This window comes from Sphingomonas sp. GW821-FHT03E12 (genome assembly GCF_059420685.1).
The window spans coordinates 184370-203492 of sequence record NZ_JBWKUF010000002.1 but is presented as its reverse complement, the minus strand read 5'-3'; the positions used below and the strand labels follow the sequence as shown (position 1 = coordinate 203492).

Here is a 19123-nt window from a genome sequence, read left to right as displayed (position 1 = left end):
GACAGCGTTGGAAATTTGCGGGAGCCCCGGATCATGTCCGGGGCGCATGAACCGCTAAACTTGAACCGGCCGGGACGCCTCCAGAAAGAGGCGGGCCGTCCAGCTAGAGAGTGAAACATGGCTAAGAAGATTACGGGCTATATCAAGCTCCAGGTGCCTGCGGGCTCCGCCAACCCCTCGCCGCCGATCGGCCCTGCACTGGGTCAGCGCGGCGTGAACATCATGGAATTCTGCAAGGCGTTCAACGCGGCGACCGATGGCCAGGAGAAGGGTACGCCCCTCCCCACCATCATCACCGTCTATGCCGACCGCAGCTTCTCGTTCGAGACGAAGCAGCCGCCCGCGACCTACCTGATCAAGAAGGCCGTCGGCCTGAAGTCGGGTTCGAAGGAGCCGGGCAAGGTTTCGGCCGGAAAGATCAAGCGCTCGCAGCTCGCGGAAATCGCGACCGCGAAGATGAAGGATCTGAACGCAAACGATCTCGACGCGGCAACGCGGATCATCGAAGGCTCCGCCCGCGCGATGGGCCTCGAAGTGGTGGAGGGCTGATCACATGGCAAAGCTGACGAAGAAGGCGAAGGCCATGGCGACCGCGGTCGACCGCGAGAAGCTGTACGGCATCGACGAGGCGATCGCGCTGGCGCAGAAGAACGCCACCGCCAAGTTCGACGAGACGATCGAAGTCGCGCTGAACCTGGGCGTTGACCCGCGTCACGCCGACCAGATGGTCCGTGGCGTCGTCACCCTGCCCGCCGGCACCGGCAAGACCGTGCGCGTGGGCGTGTTCGCCAAGGGCGCGAAGGCTGACGAAGCCCGCGAAGCCGGTGCGGACGTGGTCGGCGCGGAAGACCTGCTCGAGATCGTTCAGGGCGGCAAGATCGAGTTCGATCGCTGCATCGCGACCCCGGACATGATGGGCCTGGTCGGCCGTCTCGGTAAGGTTCTGGGTCCGAAGGGCCTGATGCCGAACCCGAAGCTCGGCACCGTCACCATGAACGTCGCCGAAGCCGTCAAGGCCGCCAAGGGCGGTCAGGTCGAGTATCGCGTCGAAAAGGCCGGCATCATCCATTCGGGCATCGGCAAGGCGTCGTTCTCGGCCGCCGACCTGCGTTCGAACTTCGACGCGCTGGTCGATGCGGTGGTCAAGGCCAAGCCGTCGGGCGCCAAGGGCAAGTATCTGCGCAAGGTCGCGGTCTCGTCCTCGATGGGCCCGGGCGTGAAGGTCGACGTCGCCGAGGTTTCGGCGGTCTGATCTTCGGTTCGACCGAACAATGCAAAGGGGTCGGTGGCAACACCGGCCCCTTTACGTTTATGGAGCCCGGCGTGACCCACCACCCGATCCGCGTCGTTGCGCTGTACCAGTTCACCCCCTTTGCGGACCTTGAGCAGATCAAGGCGCCGCTGGCGAAGCTCTGCTGCGCGCTGGGCGTGAAGGGTACGCTGCTGCTGGCGCGTGAGGGCATCAACGGCACGATCGCCGGGACCGACGACGGGATCGGGCAGGTGCTCGCGCATATCCGTACGCTGCCCGGCTGCGCCGAGATCGAGATCAAGGAATCGCGCGCGCCGGCCATGCCGTTCCACCGGATGAAGGTGCGGCTGAAGCAGGAAATCGTGACGATGGGCCAGCCGGACATCGACCCGCTCGACACCGGCCATTATGTCGCGCCCGCGGACTGGAACGCGCTGATCGACCAGCCCGGCACGATCGTGATCGACACGCGCAACGACTATGAAGTGGCGCTGGGCAGCTTTGCCGGCGCGATCGATCCGCGCACGCGCAGCTTCCGCGACTTTCCCCACTGGTTCCAGGCGAACCGCGAGAAGCTGCTGGACGGCGAGGTTAAGCCGAAGATCGCGATGTTCTGCACCGGAGGAATCCGTTGCGAGAAATCGACCGCCTTCCTCAAGGCGGAGGGCCTCGACGAGGTCTATCACCTCAAGGGCGGCATCCTCGCCTATCTGGAGACAGTCCCGCCCGAGCAGAGCCGGTGGGAAGGCGAATGCTTCGTCTTCGACGAGCGGGTCTCGGTCGGCCACGGGCTGGCGCCGGGCGACAATCAGCTTTGCCGCGCCTGCCGCATGCCGGTGACGCCCGAGCAGCGCGGCTCACCGCTGTTTGTCGAGGGTGTCAGTTGTCCCGCTTGTCACGGCGAACGCACCGACGAGCAACGCGCGCGCTATGCCGAACGCCACCGCCAGACGAGGCTGGCCGAGGCACGCGGCGAAGCCCATGTCGGCGCGGTCCATCCGGACCAGCCGTCGCGCTAGCTCGCTTGCCCCGGACTCAGGACCGGCTCTGCACCAGCGTTTCCGCCCGCGCGTCCATCGCGCCGGGATCGCCGTCGCCCGTCAGCGCATAGGACATGTCGTTGCGCCGCCAATAGGCCACCGACTGCAGCCCCTCACGCACCGCGCTGGGCCGCCTGGGCGCATCGCTGCGCGACTTGAGCGCGAAGAGCGACATCCGCTGCCCGTCGCCCGCCGTCACCGCGACCAGCAGCGCCGGCCCCTCGTCGGTGGGAAAGAGCTGGACATCGGTCACCCGCCAGTCGGCGGGCAGCACGGGCAGGTCGATGCTGGTGCTGTTCTCGATCTCCTTGGCGTCGAGCACAGGCGCCTCGATCTGCGAGGGCATGTTGGCGCGCATCATCGCGATGCGGTGCGAGCTGACCGCATAGTCGACATAGCCGGGCGTCCCCGCGGGCCAGGCCAGCACCAGCGACGCGGCGGCCGCGAGCGAGAGGCCGCCGAAGATCGCGCCCCGACGCACGAAGCGCTTCGACGGAGCTTCCGCCAGCCGCGCCATCTGTTCGATCGCCGCGGGTAAGGCGGGACGCGAATCCTCGGCCAGCAATTGCAGCGCGGTGCGGCTGCTCAGTTCGCCCATCACCCATGCCGCGCGCGCGGGATCGTGCATCAGCTGCGATTCGATCGCGAAGCGTCGCGCGGGGTCGAGCTGGCCGTCGACATAAGCGTGAAGCTCGAACTCGGACGGTTGTTCAGCCATTTCCCCCTCCAACGATCCGCAACGGCGAAGACCCCTGTTCCCGTTGCTTCAATGCTTCGCGCGCACGCGACAGCCGCGACATCACGGTGCCGACCGGTATGTCGAGCACATCCGCCACTTCCTGATAGGTCAGCCCCTCCACCGCGGTCAGGTGAAGCACCGCACGGTGATGCTCGGGCAGGCTCGCATAGGCGCTCGCGATGCGCGACAGCCGCACGCGCTGTTCCTGCTCGAGGTCGGGATTGCGCTCGAGCGTCTCGGCGAAGCGGTCGTTGCGGCGCGCTTCGGCCGCCTCGCGGCGCTTGCCCGAGATGAAGACATTGTGGACGATCGCGAGCAGCCAGCGGCGCCGGCTGAACTCGGGCTTGAAGCTCTTCTTGCGCTCGATCGCGCGGAGGATCGCATCCTGCACGACATCGTCGGCATCCTGATCGTCACGCGTCAGCGCGCGGGCGTAGCGGCGCATCGCGATCAGGTCGCCGGGGATGTCGGCATCCGGGTTCACGCCGCCAGTTCCTGCAGCAAGCGCGGCCAGGCGTCCACCTTGCTGCCCCGGCGGGCAAGGCAGCGGCGATAATCCGCCGCGACTCCGGCAAGGACATCGTCCCAGCGATAGCGTGATGCCTCCCTGCTCGCCGCCGCGGCGATCGCGTGGCGCAACGGTGCCTCTTGCATCAGCATTCGGGCGGCGCGCGCATAGGCGGCGGGCTTGTGCGCCTCGACCAGCCAGCCGGTCCGGCCGTCCGCGATCAGCGCGGACGCGCTCGGCACATCGGCCGAGACCACCGCGAGCCCGCTCGCCATCGCCTCGAGGTTCACATTGCCGAACGCCTCGGTCACGCTGGGGTTGATCAGGATATCGGCGCTCGCCACTGCGCGGCCCAGCGCAGCACCCTCAAGGTGCCCGGCGAACACCGCGTCGGGCACCCGCTTCTCGAACCAGCCGCGCGCCGGCCCTTCGCCGACGATCAGCGGACGCACCGCCTGTCCCGATGCGCGCAGCAGATCGATCGTGTCGGCGAAGACGCCAAGACCCTTTTCCTGCACCAGCCGCCCGAAGAAGAGGGGCACCACATCGCCAGGCGCATAGCCGAATGCGGCGCGGGTCGCTTCATCGCGCAGCGACGGGTGGAAGGCGGCGGGATCGATCCCCCGCCCCCACACCGACACGCGGCCGGCGCCGTGCTTGGCAGCAAGCTCATCCGCAATCGGCAGGGTCGGCGCGAGGATGCGATCGCAATCGCCGTAGAAGCGGTCGAGATAACGTTCGAGCATGGGCCTCAGAAAGCCCATGCCGTAATAGGCGGGATAGGTCTCGAACCGCGTATGCAGGCTCGCGACCACCGGAATCCGCCGGGCTCGCGCCCATTTCTGCGCCTGCCGGCCGAGCAGGTCCGGCGCGGAAAGATGGACGATGTCGGGCGCGAAGGCTTCAAGTTCCGACCGCGTCGCGCGGGTCAGACCCAGCGCCAGCCGATATTCGGGCCGCCCCGGCAGTGCGAGCGAGCGGACCGCGCGGACATCCCCCGCGGAAGCGAATGCCGGTTTCGGCGCGCGGGGCGAGTAGACCCGGACCTCCGCCCCTTCCTTCTCGAGCAGATATGCCACCAGCCGATTGAGCGCACGGTTGGCGCCGTCGCGGACGCAATCATAGTTTCCTGAGAACAACGCCACGCGAAGCTGCGGCACGGCGGGAGAACGGGACGCTACGGGTACAAACATGCCCGGCATACGCGTGCCGGGGCATGTTTATTCCCTTCGGCGGTTCAGCGTGGCGGGGCCCGGTGCTGCCGCCGTCTGCGCAGCCACAGCATCCAGCCGGTCACGACCAGCGCGGCGGTGACGATACCGGAAACGAAGACCAGCCAGCGCCCCGCCGCACCAAACGCCTTCCCCGAATGGAGCGGATATTGCCAGGCGAAGAACTCGTCGCCCGCGCTTGTCCCATTGTCGTGGCGCGTCGCGAGGATGCGTGCATCGGCCATCGCGACATAGGTCCATAGCCGCCCCTGATCATCGCGGTCGCGCGGGTCGAAGGTGCGGACGGCATAGGCGGCATGTTCGGGCAGGACGCGCAGGCTGTGCACTTGCGACCGATCTGTCCTCACCGCCGCCATCGCCGCCTCCAGCCCCACGGCATGCGCGGGCGGTTCAACATCAGGCCAATGTTCGTGAAGCCGCTCGTTGACCGGCGACATCAGCGCCACCGCGCTGCGGCTGTCGTCGGGCCAGGCGAGGGTCAGGCCGGTGAGCGCGAGCACGAAGGTGACGGGCCAGGCCCACATGCCCGGCGCGCGATGCCAGTCGAACAACCGGCGCAGGCTGCCCGGCCGCCCCGCAACGGCGAAGGCGGAACGCCACTTCGCCGGCGCCGGCACCGCCAGCCACAGCGCGATGGCGTGATCGATCAGCCAGGCAAGCGACACCAGCCCGAAGAACCAGGTCATCCACGCGCCCGCGAGCAGATCGACATGCAGCCCGTAGAGAACGTCCATCATATGCCGCCGGTCGAGCGAGACCTTCCCGCTCTCCCGCCAGCCGAGCACACGCCCGTCGCGCGGATCGGCGAAGAGCTGGACTGGACGCGGTTTCCCCTCCCCCACCGGCGCACGGCCGAGCATCCAGATCGTGCCGCGCGGGTGCGACGGCATCAGGATATTGTTGGGCGCGAACCCCGGCAGCGCCGCTTGGGCCCGGGTGACGGCGAGGTCCATCGACGCGTGCTGCTGTGCCGCCACCGGGATCGTCCGCAGGTCCGGGTTCAACCAGCTGTCTAGCTCGTCATAGAAGGTCACCGCCGATCCGGTGACGGCCAGCAACAACAGCCACAACCCGCCGAGAATCCCGAACCAGCGATGCCAGATCCGCGCGAACGGCCGCCACCGGCGCTTTGCGGCAGGTGGCAGCGCGTCCGTCAATTCTGCCATCAGTAGCGGAACGAGACGCTGAGGCGGACATTGCGGCCGGGCTCGGGCAGGCCGCGCACGATCTCATACCCCGCAACGCCGATCTGGCTGTAGTCGCCGACGCTGGCATGCGCGCGATATTGCTTGTCGAGCAGGTTGTAGACCGCCGCCTGCAGCTCGACCAAGTCGGTGCCGAACGGGCGCCAGGTGCCCGAGAGATCGACCACGGTGTAACCGGGCTTGTCGATGAAATAGGTCTTGTTGACGAAGCCGAGCTGCTTTTCGCGGAACAGCACCTCGATATCGTTCAGATCCTCGTAGCGGGTCACCGTCGCGCGCAGGCTGAGGTCGGACGAGGGTTCGAACGCGGCGGTCACCGCCCAATTGTCGCCCACCGAATTGCCGAGCGCGATCTGCTCATAGCCCTCGATCCGCTTGTCGTTGAGGCGCGAATCATAATGGTTGTAATAGCCCTCGATCGAGAAGGGGCCGGTGCGATAGCCGGCGCGCAGCTCGAAACCCTCGGCTTTGAAGTTGCCGACATTCTCGTAATAGACCGCGTCCTGGATCGTGCCCGGCGTGCGGACCGCGCCGAGCTGGTCAAGCACCACATCGCGGATCCTGGTACGGTAATAGACCGCCGATGCGGTGATGCCGCCCCGGTCATATTTCACGCCGCCTTCGATATTCTCGACCCGCTCGGGCTTGAGGCCGGGCGCGAGCGAGATGCGGCCGGGACGCTTTTCCAGCGTGAAGCCGTCGCCGATCTCCTTGCCGCGAAACGCCTCCGCATAGCCGGCATTGAACGACAGGCCCGGCAGCACATCGAGCGTCGCGCCCGCGTTGAAGCTGACACCGTCGCTGTCGATGCCCTTGCGATAGGTGACCTGGTCGAGGTCATAGGCGTCGTAGCGCGCGCCGAAGCTCAGCAGCAGCAGTTCGACCACACGCCAGCGATCCTGGATATAGACGCCCATCAGCGCGCCCTTCTCCTCGAACCGGCCGACCGCAGGGTCCCAGGCCCAGGCCTGCCACTGGGCAGGGGTGCCGAGATACTGGCCGACGACGCGATCCGAACGATGCTCGACCCCAATCGTCACGTCATGCCCGGCGCGGCGGATGCGCGCGCGCGCGTCGAAGCCCCAACTCTCGATATCCGCGCCGTACAGGCCCCAGCGATCGGAGCGGTTCTGGGTGAATTCGGTGCGCGTCCAGTATCCGGTCGCCTCCAGATCGATGCCGACGGCCGTCTCGAAGCCATAGTTGGCGATCGCGGTCTTGCGCTTGCCCTCGACCGCGAACAGCCGGTCGTTCGCCAGCACCGGCCAGTTGGGGCGCACGCCGAAATCGCCCTCTTCGTTACGCTGCTCATAGCTCAGCGTCAGGCGATGCCCGGCGCCGAGGTCGCCGCCGATCTTGACGAAGCCAAGCTGCTGCTTGGCGGCGGTACCGCGCAGCGTGGTGCCGTTGCCGTCCTTGAAGTCCTCCCGGTCGACATGCACGTACGAGGCGAGGATGCCGATATCGCCGGTCAGCCGCGCATAGACGGTGCCCGACAGCTTGTAGCCGTCATTGCTGAACCAGCCGCCCTTGGCCATCACGCCATAGTCGCGGCCGTTGCGCAGCAGGTCGGTGGGATCGACCGTGCGGAAGCGGATCGCGCCGCCGATCGCGCCAAAGCCCGAATCCGCCTCGCCCGCGCCGGCCTGAACCTGGACGCTCTTGAGCAGTTCCGGCTCGATGCTCACGCGGCCGACATGGTGGAACAAGGTGCCGCGCTGCGGGGCGCCGTCGATCGTCACGTTGAGCATCGAATCCTCAAGCCCGCGCACATAGATCTTCTGCGCGATGCCGAGCGACCCGCCGACCGCGACCGAAGGCACGTTGCGGAACAGGTCCGACAGGTCGTTCGCCTGGATCGCCTGGATCGCCTTGCGGTCCAGATCCACGTCGGTCAGCGCGCCGACCACGACCACCACTTCGTCGCTCTCCTGCGTCCCGGCGGCTTCGGGCGCGTCCTGCGCGTAAGCCTGCGGGGCGATCGCGATCGTGGCGGCGCCGAGCAACAGCGCCGCGTAAGCGGTTTCAGTTTTCATTGGAGTTCCCTGGATCGTTTCGCCGGTGCGGTAAATGTTATTGCGACTTAATGTCAATAATAATTGGGTATATTTTGGTCTCTAGCGCCGCGAAACGCGCGCCCCTCGCCAAACCCTCCATAATGCGCTATGGGGCCGCGCTTACCCGCGCCTTGCCCATTGGCCGCGCGACCATTGTGAGCTGCATGACCTTTACCCACCTCCCCACCAGCCTCGCCGAGGCGCTGGCCGCGCGCGGCTATACCGCCCTCACCCCGGTTCAGGCCGCCGTCACCGAAGACGAGGCCAAGGGCCACGACCTGCTGGTCTCTGCCCAGACCGGTTCGGGCAAGACCGTCGCCTTCGGCCTCGCCATGGCCGACGAGCTGCTCGAGGACGGCGCCCTGCCCGTGGCCGGCCTTCCCCTCGCGCTCGTCATCGCGCCGACGCGCGAGCTGGCGCTTCAGGTCGCCAAGGAACTGAGCTGGCTCTACGCATCGGCGCGGGCGCGCGTCGTCACCTGCGTCGGCGGGATGGATGCCGCGCGCGAGCGTCGCAACCTTTCCTATGGTGCGCATATCGTGGTCGGCACGCCCGGCCGCCTGCGCGACCATGTCGAGCGCGGTGCGCTCGACCTCAGCGAAGCGCGCGTCGCGGTGCTCGACGAAGCCGACGAGATGCTCGACATGGGCTTCCGCGAAGAACTGGAAGCGCTGCTCGATGCGACCCCGGCCGAGCGCCGCACCCTGCTCTTCTCCGCGACGATGCCCAAGCCGATCGTCGCGCTCGCCCGCCGCTATCAGCGTGACGCGCACCGCATCTCGACCGTCGGCGAGGATCGCGGCCATGGCGACATCAGCTATCAGGCGATCGCTGTCGCGCCGGCCGATATCGAGCATGCCGTGATCAACCTGCTCCGCTTCCATGAGGCGGAGACCGCGATCCTGTTCTGCGCGACACGCGACAATGTCCGCCACCTCCATGCCGGGCTTACCGAGCGCGGGTTCGCCGCCGTGGCGCTGTCGGGCGAGCACAGCCAGAACGAACGCAACGCCGCGCTTCAGGCGCTGCGCGATCGCCGGGCGCGCGTCTGCGTCGCCACCGACGTCGCCGCGCGCGGCATCGATCTGCCCACCGTCACGCTCGTCATCCATGTCGAGCTGCCGCGCGATGCCGAGACGCTCCAGCACCGTTCGGGCCGCACCGGCCGCGCCGGCAAGAAGGGCACCGCCGTCCTCATCGTCCCCTATCCGCGCCGCCGCCGGGTCGAGATGACGCTGAAGCAGGCGAAGATCGCGGCCGAATGGCTGCCGGTGCCGGGCGTCGAGGATATTCGCGCCAAGGATCGCGAGCGGCTGATGACCAAGCTCACCGCCCCGATCGAGGTCGAAGACGACGACCGCGAAATCGCCGAGGCACTGCTGGCCGAGAAGACCCCGCTCGAGATCGCCGCCGCGCTCGTCCAGGCGCACCGCGCGTCGATGCCCGCGCCCGAGGAATTGATCGACCGCGCGCCCGCCGAACGCGGCGCCCCGGTCCATCGCCCGGGCTTCGAGGACGTGGTCTGGTTCAGCATGAATATCGGCCGCCGCCAGAACGCCGATCCGCGCTGGATCCTGCCGCTGATCTGCCGCCGCGGGCACATCACCAAGTCGGAGATCGGCGCGATCCGCATCGGCGCGGGCGAAACCCGCTTCCAGATCCCGAGCAAGCTTGCCGACCGCTTCGCCAAGGAAGTCACCAAGACCGCCGAGCAGGATGAGGATGGCGTGCTGATCCAGATCGCCGACGGCCCGCCCCCGCCGGGAACGCGCGGGGATCACGCCCCCCGCCATCACAAGCCGCGCGACCATAGCCGCCCCGTGCACCGTGCCCGCCCGGCCAAGCCGCATCACCGCGGCAAGCCGCCGAAGAAGTAACGCGTTCTCCCCGCGATTCCGTCATCCCGGCCTTGTGCCGGGATCCACCGGGAGGCGAGCGCTGGATTGGAAGCTCTTGCCCGGCACTCAGGGCGCCGTGGACCCCGGCACAAGGCCGGGGTGACGGAGGAGTAGCAGGAAAACCATGACTCATCCCCTCCGCATCCTGGTCGATGCCGATGCCTGTCCGGTGAAGGACGAGGTGTACAAGGTCGCATGGCGGCGCGAGGTGCCGGTGACCATCGTCGCCAACGCCTTCATCCGCATCCCCGACCACCCGCTGATCGGGCGTGAGGTGGTTTCGGACGGCTTCGACGCAGCGGACGACTGGATCGCGGAACGTGCGGCGCCGAAGACGGTGGTGATAACCGCCGACATCCTCCTCGCCGACCGCTGCCTCAAGGTTGGAGCGACCGTGCTCTCACCCAACGGCAAGCCGTTCACCACCAGCTCGATCGGTGCGGCCATCGCGACGCGCGCGATCATGGCGGACCTGCGCGCGGGCGGCGATCAGGTCGGCGGGCCACCGCCGTTCCGCAAGGAAGACCGCTCGCGCTTCCTCTCCGCACTCGACGAGGCATTGGTCCGGCTGGCCCGCTGACGGGTACCCATATTGCATTCGCGCTCGTTACGGATGCGTGATAACGTTCTCCCTCCCTTCCACGGAGGCGCGCATGACCGAAGAGCGGATCACCCACCCCGATGGCACCGGTATCAATCTCCACAGCTGGCCCGCGAACGGCACACCCAAAGGGGTGGTCGTCCTCCAGCACGGCTTCAACGCGCATGGCGCGCACCTGAGTTGGGCCGCCGAGCAGCTCAATGAAGCCGGCTATGCCTGCTATGCGGTCGATCTGCGCGGACGCGGCAAGTCGGACGGCGAACGCTTCTACGTCGACAATTTCGACAAGTATCTGTCGGACCTCCAGCTCGCCTTCGACAAGGCGCGTACCGAGCATCCCGGCCTGCCGATCTTCCTGATGGGCCACAGCGCGGGCGGGGTGATCGCGACCAGCTATGCGCTGCGCAATCAGGCCGAGTTCAAGGGACTGATCTGTCACAGCTTCGCCTTCCGTGTGCCCGCGCCGCGGCTGGTGCTCAACCTGCTGCAATGGCTGAGCGGCCCCTTCCCGCGCCTCAAGGTGCTCAAGCTCAAAAATGCCGACTTCTCGCGCGACCCCGCCTGGGTCGCGATGATGAACGCCGATCCGCTGATCCATGACGAGAACCAGCCCGCCAAGACCGTCGGCGAGATGTGGAAGGCCGACAAGGTGCTGGAGGTCTCGTTCCCGAAGATCACTCTCCCGGTGCTGATCATCCACGGGACGCAGGATCATGCGACCCTGCCCGCGGGCAGCCAGATGTTCTTCGACAATGCCGGATCGGCGGACAAGACGCTCAAGCTCTACGACGGACACTATCACGACCTGCTCGCCGACACCGGCAAGGAAGGCGTGATGGCGGACATTCGCGGCTGGATCGACGCGCGGGCCTAGGAAAGCCCCTCCCTTGGAGGGGAGGGGTTTGCTCAACTATTGACTGTAGGCTGCGGCGCAGCCAAATGCGCCGCGCAACGCCGCTCGTCTGCGACCGGCTCCATGCGCCGCCTCTTTCGGGTTTCCGGCCTGCGCATGACGTTTCGAGCCCGCGACAGACTGGAAGTCTCATGGCGTGGGTTATCCTCGGCATTGCCGTTGTTACTGAAATCATCTGGGCGCTCAGCCTCAAATGGGCGGCGAGCGCCTCGACCTGGCACGCATCGCTGGTCCCGGTGACGCTCAGCTTCGTCAATATGGCGCTGCTCGGCCTCGCGATGCGCGATCTGCCCGCGGGCACCGCCTATGCGATCTGGACCGGTCTCGGCGCCGTCGGCGTGATCCTGATGGGGATCATGATCTTCGGCGATCGCGTGTCGCCAGTGCAGGCGGGGTTCATGACATTGATTGTTATTGGAGTCGCGGGAACAAAAGCCTTCTCTCCGGCTTGAGCATCCCGGGCTGGGGACGGGTGACTTTCACGGACGCGGCCTCTATCATTGGCCTTCGGTGAAAGGATGATGCTCTCGATGTTCGGACGATCGCGGTCGCATGGTGTTGCGGCGCTGCCCCTGTTTGGCCTTGCCCTTGGTGCGCCTGCCGTCGCGCAGCAGGTGACTCCGCCCGCGACCATCCCGGCGCCCGCGCAGACCGCGCCCCAGCCGGCGCCTGTGCAGATCACACCGGTGCAGATCCCGCTGCCCGTGCTCAGCCCTGAGCAGGCGCAGCAGGTCCGCCGCCTGATCGTGCAGGGCCGGATCGCGCAGGGCCTGCGCTATTCGACCGCAGAGGCCGAAGTGCTGCCCGCCGACGATCAGGGGCTGGTGCGCGCCGCGCTGGACTATGCCCGGGCGATTCATATCGGCCGCCTCGACACCGCGGACTTCCAGGAGGACTGGGCGCTGCGCCCGGCAGCTTGGGATCCGCTCCCCGGGTTCGCCAAGGCCGCCGCCGACAACCGCATCCCCCAGTGGTTCGCGGGGCTGACGCCGCAGTACGAAGGCTATGACAACCTCCGCAAGGGCCTGGCCAGCTATCGCCGGATCGAAACCGCAGGCGGATGGGGAACCATCCCCGCCGGCCCCGACCTGTCGGTGGGATCGAGCGGCCCGCGCGTCGCGGCGCTCCGCGCCCGCCTCGCGGTCGAGGATGGCGAGCTTGCGGGCGGCGGCGACAAGTTCGACGCCGCGCTCAAGGAAGCCGTGGTCCGTGCCCAGCGCCGCTATGGCCTCGCCCCGACCGGCACCGTCTCCACCGGCACGCTGACCGCACTCAACGTCCCCGTCTCCAGCCGCATCCGCCAGATCATGGCGAACATGGAGCGGTGGCGCTGGATGCCCAAGGAGATGCCCGTCGACCGCATCCAGGTGAACATCGCCGCCGCGCAGGTCGCGGTGTTCGAGGGGGATCGCCCGGTGATGTCGATGCGCGGCGTGACCGGCAAGCCCGGCGGCGGAGAGACGCCGATGCTTCAGTCGAGCATCCATTCGGTCGTGCTCAACCCGCCGTGGAACGTCCCCGCGGGCATCGCCCAGCGCGAGCTGTTCCCCAAGGGCGCGGCCTATCTTGCCCGCAACGGGTTCAAGGTGATCGGCACCGGCGCCAACCGCCGGCTCCAGCAGTCGCCCGCGCAGTCGGCGCTCGGCCGGTACAAGTTCGACTTCAACAATCCCTTTGCCGTGTATCTGCACGACACGCCGAGCAAGGGCACCTTCTCGCGCTATGACCGGCTCGCCTCGCATGGCTGTATCCGGCTCGAGCGCCCGGCCGATCTCGCCCGGCTGCTGCTCGAAGGCAGTACGCAGTGGACGCCCGAGGCGATCGACGGCGCGCTGGAAAAGGGCGAAACGGTCCGCGCCGCGCTGCCCAACCAGGTTGCGGTCTACCTGCTCTACTGGACGGCCTATGCGAGCAGCACCGGCACGATGAACTTCCGCGGCGACCCCTATGGCTGGGACAAGACGCTCGCGACCAAGATCGAGAAGCGGAGCGCCGCCCAGGCGCTCGCGGCTCGTTGAACCGACCCACACGGAGAATTTCATGACCCGTCGCCTGCCCCTCGCCGCCGCGCTTCTCGCTGCCACGGCGCTTGCCGCCTGTTCGGGCGGTTCGGACGCACCCGATGCGCCCGTCAACGACAACGACAATGCGGCCGTCGTGATCGACGAGACGCCGGTGCAGAATTTCGCCGAGCCCGAGCCCACGCCCAGCCCGACGCCGACCCCCACACCGGTTGTCCAGGACGATCGCGCAGTCGATGAGCAGGTACAGGACGATGCCGATGCGGTCGGCATGACCGCACGCCTTCCGCGCGAACAGGGCGGCAACGAGACCGCCCCGGCGGAGTGACGCCGCCTGCTACGGTTAACGAAATCTGGCCATTTGTCATTTGATACGCTAGCGACACGTCAATCGAGTTGAGCGGAACCGGTTCCGCTCGGGGGAATTGACGTGACGTTGATGGTGGCGCTCATCGTGATGGGCGCGAGTACATCGATCGGTTCGAACGGGCTGATTGCCGAGACGCGCGTACCGCCCGGCCAGCATGACGCGGTGGTCGCCCGCACCGTGGGCGGCATGATCAGCTATACCCGCTGGCCGGAGCCGCGTCCGGTGCAGCGGCTTTGCGTCAGCGGCGCCACGACCTACACCAAGGGCTTCGGCCGCATCGGCCAGAGCGCCGGCCGGCAGGTCCAGACTCAGGTCGTTCTGCCCGGCGGCCCGACGCGCGGCTGCGATATCCTCTATTTCGGCGCAATGGCCGATGCCGACCGCCTGCGGATGCTGCGATCGATCCGCGACCAGCCGGTCCTGTCGATCGCCGAAGACGATGCGGATTGCCGCGGCGGCACCATCTTCTGCCTGCGCGTGCTGCCCGACCGCGTCGGCTTCCGGCTGAGCATCGACGCCGCGTCGCGCAGCACTGTGCGGATCGACCCGCGCGTGTTGCGGATCGCGCTGCCGGAGGATGGCGCGTGATGAGCGGTAGCATGCCCCTGCCGACGCTGCGTCGCGTGCTCGCGCGGATGCATCTGCGGGTCACCCTATTCGCGGTCGGCCTGACCGGCCTGACCGTTCTGCTCGCCGGCTTTGCAGCGATCGGTGCCTATGCCGGACAGAATCTCCACCTGATCGGCCGTTCGGCGGGGTATTCGGCTGCCCCTTCGATCGTGTTCGACGACCCCGTCTCGGCACAGCAGGCCATCGCCCCGCTGCTTGAGCCCGGCGTGGCCGGGATCGCCCTGCTCAAGCCCGACGGCACCGTGCTCGCCACCGTCGAGCGCGAGGGGCAGGATGACTCGCTCGCCCGCTGGATCGCCGACCGGTTGTTCTTCGCAGCCCCAATCGACGAACCCGTGATCCATCTCGGCAGCCGCATCGGCACCGTGCGCGTGCGCGGTGAAGGCAGCGCCGTGGCAGCCTATATCCGCGACGGCCTGCTCGGCACCCTGGTCTGCCTGGTGCTGACCGGGCTCGCGGCCTGGCTGTTGTCGCGGCGGTTGCGCGCCGACATTGTCGAGCCGCTCAACGCGATCGCCGACGCCGCCCACAGCTTCCGCCGCGAGGAAACGCTCGACCCGAAGGTGCCACCGGCGTCGATCCGCGAGGTCGAGGCATTACGGATCGATTTCAACGCGCTGATCGCCGAGCTGGGCGACTGGCGCCAGCATATGCGGCGCGAGAACGAGACGCTCAGCCACAAGGCGAGCCACGACGTGCTCACCAGCCTTCCCAACCGCGCCCTGTTCGAGCGCCGGGCCGCCGAGATGCTGGCCGAGGCACGCGCGGGCGAGGCGAGCTTCGTGCTGCTTTATGCCGACGCGGATTCGTTCAAGCCGATCAACGACCGGCACGGCCACCCCGCGGGTGACGCAGTGCTGATCGAGACCGCCACGCGAATTCGCAGCTGCCTGCGCGCGCGCGACGTCGCGGCAAGGCTGGGCGGCGACGAATTCGCCGTCCTTCTTGCCGCGCCCAGCGGAAATGACGCAGCCGAACGCGTGACGGCCGAGATCGCCGCGCGCATGGCCGAACCGTTCCGTCTGCCTTCGGGCGAGACCGTCACGATGACGCTGAGTCTCGGCGCTGCCATCTATCCGGGCGATGGTCAGGATCTGACCACGCTCATCAATCGGGCCGACGCGGCGATGTATGCCGCCAAGGGAGACCTTCGCGCCCGGCAACAGGGAGTTTGATCGTCATGCCGTCGTTCGTGCGTACCGCTCTGTTCCTCGCCCTCGCCGCGCTCACCCTTGGCGGCTGCCAGATGTCGAAGGACAAGTCCCCCTGGACCCGTGCCCAGCGCGCGGTCTTCACGGAAGAGGGCTTTGCCGAAACCAATCGCGGCTGGGAATTCAGCATCAACGACCGGCTGCTCTTCGCGACGGACGAGAGCACCGTCCTCCCCGAACAGGCCGGATCGATCCGCCGGATTTCGGGCCGCCTGCTGGGCGTCGGTATCCGCCATGCAGCGGTCGAGGGTCATGCCGACGGATCCGGCGGCGCCGAACACAATCAGCGCCTTTCCGAACGCCGCGCTGCAGCCGTCGCTGAAGTCCTGGTCGGCACCGGCTTCGACAAATCCGCGGTTACCACCGCCGGCCTTGGCGATCGCTTTCCGGTCGAGAGCAACGCCACCGCCGAGGGGCGCCGCGAAAACCGCCGCGTCGTCATCCTCATCACCGCCCCCTGATCGGGACTATGGTTGACTTTCGCGCGCCAGCCGCTATTGGCGCGCCTTCGCGTGGCCGGCTTGCCGGTCATGCGTACCGTCCGAGACAGTGGGTGACCGGGTTTGCCGGTCTTAATTTCCCGCCAAGACGGGGACACAGATTTTACCGGCTCCTTCCATGCGATCGAGTCCGGGTCAGCCAGCCGGAGCCTATCCGCGCCCTGACGATCATGCCCCTCGGACATGAGGGTTGGGCATCCGCCCTGCCCTCGGCGTAACCGGCTCCAACCCTTTGGGTTGGGGTATTTTGAGGAGACCGGCATGGATCGTGCTCAGAAGACCGAGTCCGTTGCCGAGCTGAACCGCACCTTCAACGAGGTTGCCGTGGTGGTCGTCACCCGCAACCTCGGGATGACCGTCAAGCAGTCGACGGACCTCCGCAACAAGGCGCGCGAAGCCGGCGCGAACTACAAGGTCGCGAAGAACCGCCTTGCCAAGATCGCGATCGACGGCACCGACTATTCGGTGCTCGCGGACCTGCTCGTGGGTCCGACGGCGCTTTCCACTTCGACCGACCCGGTCGCCGCCGCCAAGGTGGTTGCCGAGTTCGCCAAGACGACCGACAAGATCGAGATCGTCGGCGGCGCGATGGGAAGCATGCTGCTCGACGCGGAAGGCGTGAAGGCGCTCGCATCGCTGCCTTCGCTCGACGAACTGCGCGGCAAGATCGTCGGCCTGCTTCAGGCCCCGGCATCGAAGCTCGCAGCCGTTACCCAGGCACCGGCGGCTCAGCTCGCCCGCGTGTTCAAGGCATATGCGGAGAAGGAAGCCGCTTAAGCGCGGCGTTCTTTCGCGACTATTTTCGAACCAATCTGACCAAAGGAAATTATCATGGCTGACCTGAACGCTCTTGTTGACCAGCTCTCCGAGCTGACCGTCCTCGAAGCCGCTGAGCTCTCGAAGCTCCTCGAAGAGAAGTGGGGCGTCACCGCCGCCGCTCCTGTCGCTGTTGCCGCTGCTGGCGGCGCCGGCGCCGCTGCTCCGGCAGCCGAAGAGAAGACCGAGTTCGACGTGATCCTCACCGGCGACGGTGGCAAGAAGATCAACGTCATCAAGGAAGTCCGCGCGATCACCAACCTCGGCCTGACCGAAGCGAAGGCTCTCGTCGAGGGCGCGCCGAAGGCCGTCAAGGAAGGCGTGTCGAAGGACGAAGCCGAGAAGCTCAAGAAGCAGCTCGAGGAAGCCGGCGCGACCGTCGAGATCAAGTAATCTCGATCGGCTGCACCCGCAGTCTTCAGGAAGGGGCGGTCCGGCAACGGGCCGCCCTTTTCTGTTGGCGCGACGCCGGGTGCGGCCTAGGCATCGGGCGATGACGGACGCCGCCCCCGCCACCTCTGGTCCCGCTACGCTCGGCCTCAACAGCAACAGCGACGAGTTCGCCGCGATCGAGGAGATCGAGGCCGAGTTCGGCGTGACGATCGACTATGCCGATGCGCCCAAATGGCGCACCGTCGGCGACCTCTTCCGATCACTCATCGTGCAATTGCCCGCAAGGGAGACCGGCGATCCCGAGATCTGGGAACGGTTTGCCCGGACCCTGTCTCAGGCAACGGACACCGATCCGGAAACCATCACGCCCGACATGCGCCTTGCCGACGAAATTCAGGCATGGCGCGGCCTTGGCACGCTGTCGGCGGCACTGTGGCTGTTGCTGATCGGCATGGCGCTGGTCGTCGTCCTCGGCGCCGTGCTGCTGGCGCGCTAGGCCTTGGGCGCGTAGCGCTTCGCCGCGAGCCGTCCGAAGCCCTCGCCCGCCCGCTCGACCCAGAGTGGCCCCAGCCGATCGCTGCCCGCGGCGGGCACAGTGCCGACCATGAAGGCGTCGCGCAGCGTACGGATGGAAAGGCCCGCATACCATTTGAGCGAAATCGGGACGATCGGCACGAACATCGGCTTACCCTGTACGTTCACCACCTGCATCTGATCGCCGGGGAGCGTGACCTGGGCGGTGAGCGTGTGGAGCGTGCCGGGCGCGATGCTGAACGGCTCGGCTCCTGCCGCGATCCGCGCAGCGGCGTGGAAGTTGGCGATCTGCACATCCTGTTCGGCATTGGCGCCCAGCAGTCCCAGGACGGCGCGAATATTGTCCGCGGATTCGTGCCCGCGATTCTGGATGAACAGCTCCAGATCGAGCGTGACCAGGCCATCCCGAATCGCCGCACGCATCGGCCGGATCTCGGTCACCAGCGGCCCTTCGGGCGGCGGGACCGGGGGCAGCGCGGGCTGCGGCGCGGCGGGTGCGGCCGGGGCAACGGGAGCGGCCGACGCCGCAGGCGCCTTGCGGCTCAGTGGCGGCGGCCCGGGAGTCGGCGCAGACGCCGGAACCGGCAATAGTTCGGGCCGAGCGTCCTCAGCCTCCTGCACGCGCCGGCGGCGGCCGAACCACCAGCCTGCAACGCCGCCAAGCAGCAGCACGCCGCCAAGTGCGGGCCAAAGCCAAGCGGGCAGGCTTTCGCCAGCGGCTGTCGGAGTAGCCGTAACTGCAGGAGATGGCTGGGTCTGCACTGGCGTCGGCGACAATGCCGGTGCCGGCGTGGGGCTGGCCGCGGGCGTCGGCGTTGCTGCCGGCGCCACGGCCGCCGGCGCGCTGGTTGCTGGAGCTCGTGCAGGCACCGGAGCGGGACGACCAGTCGCGGGACGCGCGGTGCCGGTCGCCGATGGTGTCGGGATCGGAACCGGCTGAACCACGGGAGTGGCGGTGGGAGCCGGCGCCGGCGCCGGGGTCGGCGTCTGCCCGGAGGGTGGCAGGTTGAAGTCGCGCACCGGTGGCGTGATCACAGCCGGTGCCTTGCTGTCCTGCGCGGCAACCGGCGCAGCGAGAAGCATGAAGGGGGTCAGCGCGGTGGTCGCGCGAAGGGAAAACGCAGTCACGCGGCGCGCGTTAGCATGATGCACGGGCAGCGGGGCACCAAAAAATGCGTACGGCCGGGCGCAAACGAAGCCCGC

The 19123-nt window shown here is 67.6% G+C and carries 21 protein-coding genes; 15 read left to right on the top strand and 6 right to left on the bottom strand.

The features are described from left to right. The first annotated feature begins 117 nt into the window (after positions 1-117). Genes rplK through trhO form a run of 3 tightly spaced genes read left to right on the top strand, consistent with a single transcriptional unit; the run spans position 118 to position 2271 of the window. On the top strand, positions 118-549 hold the full coding sequence (gene rplK / locus AC07TU_RS06400) for a 50S ribosomal protein L11 (RefSeq protein WP_495187090.1): 432 nt from the start codon (positions 118-120) through the stop codon (positions 547-549). A 4-nt stretch (positions 550-553) separates the two neighbouring features. After that, on the top strand, positions 554-1252 hold the full coding sequence (gene rplA / locus AC07TU_RS06395; RefSeq protein WP_495187089.1) for a 50S ribosomal protein L1: 699 nt from the start codon (positions 554-556) through the stop codon (positions 1250-1252). Between the two features lie 59 nt (positions 1253-1311). Beyond that, a complete protein-coding gene (trhO, locus tag AC07TU_RS06390) occupies positions 1312-2271 on the top strand; it encodes an oxygen-dependent tRNA uridine(34) hydroxylase TrhO (RefSeq protein WP_495187088.1) in 960 nt (319 codons plus the stop codon). A 16-nt stretch (positions 2272-2287) separates the two neighbouring features. Here the strand turns inward: trhO and AC07TU_RS06385 are convergent, their stop codons facing one another. Genes AC07TU_RS06385 through AC07TU_RS06365 form a run of 5 tightly spaced genes read right to left on the bottom strand, consistent with a single transcriptional unit; the run spans position 2288 to position 8012 of the window. Continuing rightward, complete coding sequence (locus AC07TU_RS06385) at positions 2288-3010, bottom strand: anti-sigma factor family protein (protein WP_495187087.1); 723 nt, start codon at positions 3008-3010, stop codon at positions 2288-2290. Further along, positions 3003-3515, bottom strand: coding sequence for a sigma-70 family RNA polymerase sigma factor (locus tag AC07TU_RS06380; protein ID WP_495187086.1), 513 nt, complete (start codon positions 3513-3515; stop codon positions 3003-3005). Before AC07TU_RS06380 ends, AC07TU_RS06385 begins: the two co-directional genes overlap by 8 nt. Next, on the bottom strand, positions 3512-4741 hold the full coding sequence (locus AC07TU_RS06375) for a glycosyltransferase family 4 protein (protein ID WP_495187085.1): 1230 nt from the start codon (positions 4739-4741) through the stop codon (positions 3512-3514). The genes AC07TU_RS06380 and AC07TU_RS06375 overlap by 4 nt, the downstream gene beginning before the upstream one ends. A 35-nt stretch (positions 4742-4776) precedes the next feature. Further along, on the bottom strand, positions 4777-5937 hold the full coding sequence (locus tag AC07TU_RS06370; protein ID WP_495187084.1) for a PepSY-associated TM helix domain-containing protein: 1161 nt from the start codon (positions 5935-5937) through the stop codon (positions 4777-4779). After that, entirely contained in the window at positions 5937-8012 is a 2076-nt protein-coding gene (locus AC07TU_RS06365) for a TonB-dependent receptor domain-containing protein (RefSeq protein WP_495187083.1), read from the bottom strand. Before AC07TU_RS06365 ends, AC07TU_RS06370 begins: the two co-directional genes overlap by 1 nt. Before the next feature lie 185 nt (positions 8013-8197). Between AC07TU_RS06365 and AC07TU_RS06360 the strand changes: the two genes are divergently transcribed. From AC07TU_RS06360 to AC07TU_RS06305, 12 genes are all read left to right on the top strand, one after another. After that, on the top strand, positions 8198-9910 hold the full coding sequence (locus AC07TU_RS06360; protein WP_495187082.1) for a DEAD/DEAH box helicase: 1713 nt from the start codon (positions 8198-8200) through the stop codon (positions 9908-9910). Positions 9911-10055: 145 nt separating this feature from the next. Continuing rightward, entirely contained in the window at positions 10056-10511 is a 456-nt protein-coding gene (locus AC07TU_RS06355) for a YaiI/YqxD family protein (RefSeq protein WP_495187081.1), read from the top strand. 73 nt (positions 10512-10584) lie between these two features. Continuing rightward, on the top strand, positions 10585-11406 hold the full coding sequence (locus AC07TU_RS06350; RefSeq protein ID WP_495187080.1) for an alpha/beta hydrolase: 822 nt from the start codon (positions 10585-10587) through the stop codon (positions 11404-11406). Between the two features lie 170 nt (positions 11407-11576). Further along, positions 11577-11897: a DMT family transporter gene (locus AC07TU_RS06345; RefSeq protein WP_495187079.1), complete on the top strand. Its 321-nt coding sequence runs from the start codon at positions 11577-11579 to the stop codon at positions 11895-11897. 78 nt (positions 11898-11975) lie between these two features. Continuing rightward, positions 11976-13463 (top strand): L,D-transpeptidase family protein, encoded by a 1488-nt coding sequence (locus AC07TU_RS06340; protein WP_495187078.1) that lies wholly within the window; start codon positions 11976-11978, stop codon positions 13461-13463. A gap of 22 nt (positions 13464-13485) precedes the next feature. Next, a complete protein-coding gene (locus tag AC07TU_RS06335) occupies positions 13486-13794 on the top strand; it encodes a hypothetical protein (RefSeq protein WP_495187077.1) in 309 nt (102 codons plus the stop codon). Positions 13795-13905: 111 nt separating this feature from the next. Further along, entirely contained in the window at positions 13906-14424 is a 519-nt protein-coding gene (gene yfiR / locus AC07TU_RS06330) for a regulatory sequestration protein YfiR (RefSeq protein ID WP_495187665.1), read from the top strand. After that, entirely contained in the window at positions 14424-15641 is a 1218-nt protein-coding gene (gene dgcN / locus AC07TU_RS06325) for a diguanylate cyclase DgcN/YfiN (protein ID WP_495187076.1), read from the top strand. Before yfiR ends, dgcN begins: the two co-directional genes overlap by 1 nt. A 5-nt stretch (positions 15642-15646) precedes the next feature. Then, complete coding sequence (gene yfiB / locus AC07TU_RS06320) at positions 15647-16138, top strand: outer membrane lipoprotein YfiB (RefSeq protein ID WP_495187075.1); 492 nt, start codon at positions 15647-15649, stop codon at positions 16136-16138. Between the two features lie 300 nt (positions 16139-16438). Next, a complete protein-coding gene (rplJ, locus tag AC07TU_RS06315) occupies positions 16439-16954 on the top strand; it encodes a 50S ribosomal protein L10 (RefSeq protein ID WP_495187074.1) in 516 nt (171 codons plus the stop codon). A 54-nt stretch (positions 16955-17008) separates the two neighbouring features. Beyond that, positions 17009-17386, top strand: coding sequence for a 50S ribosomal protein L7/L12 (gene rplL, locus AC07TU_RS06310; RefSeq protein ID WP_495187073.1), 378 nt, complete (start codon positions 17009-17011; stop codon positions 17384-17386). Positions 17387-17486: 100 nt separating this feature from the next. Next, entirely contained in the window at positions 17487-17882 is a 396-nt protein-coding gene (locus AC07TU_RS06305; RefSeq protein ID WP_495187072.1) for a hypothetical protein, read from the top strand. Here AC07TU_RS06305 and AC07TU_RS06300 read toward each other — a convergent pair. Next, the gene (locus AC07TU_RS06300; RefSeq protein ID WP_495187071.1) at positions 17879-19048 is read right to left on the bottom strand and encodes a hypothetical protein; all 1170 of its coding nucleotides are present in this window, start codon (positions 19046-19048) and stop codon (positions 17879-17881) included. The genes AC07TU_RS06305 and AC07TU_RS06300 overlap by 4 nt on opposite strands. Between the last annotated feature and the right edge of the window lie 75 nt (positions 19049-19123).

Excerpts from the sequence above, each read along its gene's own strand:
- yfiB (WP_495187075.1), top strand. The coding sequence starts at position 15,647 with ATGCCGTCGTTCGTGCGTACCGCTCTGTTCCTCGCCCTCGCCGCGCTC.
- AC07TU_RS06370 (WP_495187084.1), bottom strand. The coding sequence starts at position 5,937 with ATGGCAGAATTGACGGACGCGCTGCCACCTGCCGCAAAGCGCCGGTGG.
- rplL (WP_495187073.1), top strand. The coding sequence starts at position 17,009 with ATGGCTGACCTGAACGCTCTTGTTGACCAGCTCTCCGAGCTGACCGTC.
- AC07TU_RS06345 (WP_495187079.1), top strand. The coding sequence starts at position 11,577 with ATGGCGTGGGTTATCCTCGGCATTGCCGTTGTTACTGAAATCATCTGG.
- AC07TU_RS06360 (WP_495187082.1), top strand. The coding sequence starts at position 8,198 with ATGACCTTTACCCACCTCCCCACCAGCCTCGCCGAGGCGCTGGCCGCG.
- AC07TU_RS06385 (WP_495187087.1), bottom strand. The coding sequence starts at position 3,010 with ATGGCTGAACAACCGTCCGAGTTCGAGCTTCACGCTTATGTCGACGGC.
- AC07TU_RS06365 (WP_495187083.1), bottom strand. The coding sequence starts at position 8,012 with ATGAAAACTGAAACCGCTTACGCGGCGCTGTTGCTCGGCGCCGCCACG.
- rplK (WP_495187090.1), top strand. The coding sequence starts at position 118 with ATGGCTAAGAAGATTACGGGCTATATCAAGCTCCAGGTGCCTGCGGGC.
- rplJ (WP_495187074.1), top strand. The coding sequence starts at position 16,439 with ATGGATCGTGCTCAGAAGACCGAGTCCGTTGCCGAGCTGAACCGCACC.
- dgcN (WP_495187076.1), top strand. The coding sequence starts at position 14,424 with ATGAGCGGTAGCATGCCCCTGCCGACGCTGCGTCGCGTGCTCGCGCGG.
- AC07TU_RS06305 (WP_495187072.1), top strand. The coding sequence starts at position 17,487 with ATGACGGACGCCGCCCCCGCCACCTCTGGTCCCGCTACGCTCGGCCTC.
- AC07TU_RS06355 (WP_495187081.1), top strand. The coding sequence starts at position 10,056 with ATGACTCATCCCCTCCGCATCCTGGTCGATGCCGATGCCTGTCCGGTG.
- AC07TU_RS06335 (WP_495187077.1), top strand. The coding sequence starts at position 13,486 with ATGACCCGTCGCCTGCCCCTCGCCGCCGCGCTTCTCGCTGCCACGGCG.
- AC07TU_RS06375 (WP_495187085.1), bottom strand. The coding sequence starts at position 4,741 with ATGCCGGGCATGTTTGTACCCGTAGCGTCCCGTTCTCCCGCCGTGCCG.
- AC07TU_RS06350 (WP_495187080.1), top strand. The coding sequence starts at position 10,585 with ATGACCGAAGAGCGGATCACCCACCCCGATGGCACCGGTATCAATCTC.
- yfiR (WP_495187665.1), top strand. The coding sequence starts at position 13,906 with ATGGTGGCGCTCATCGTGATGGGCGCGAGTACATCGATCGGTTCGAAC.
- trhO (WP_495187088.1), top strand. The coding sequence starts at position 1,312 with ATGGAGCCCGGCGTGACCCACCACCCGATCCGCGTCGTTGCGCTGTAC.
- rplA (WP_495187089.1), top strand. The coding sequence starts at position 554 with ATGGCAAAGCTGACGAAGAAGGCGAAGGCCATGGCGACCGCGGTCGAC.
- AC07TU_RS06340 (WP_495187078.1), top strand. The coding sequence starts at position 11,976 with ATGTTCGGACGATCGCGGTCGCATGGTGTTGCGGCGCTGCCCCTGTTT.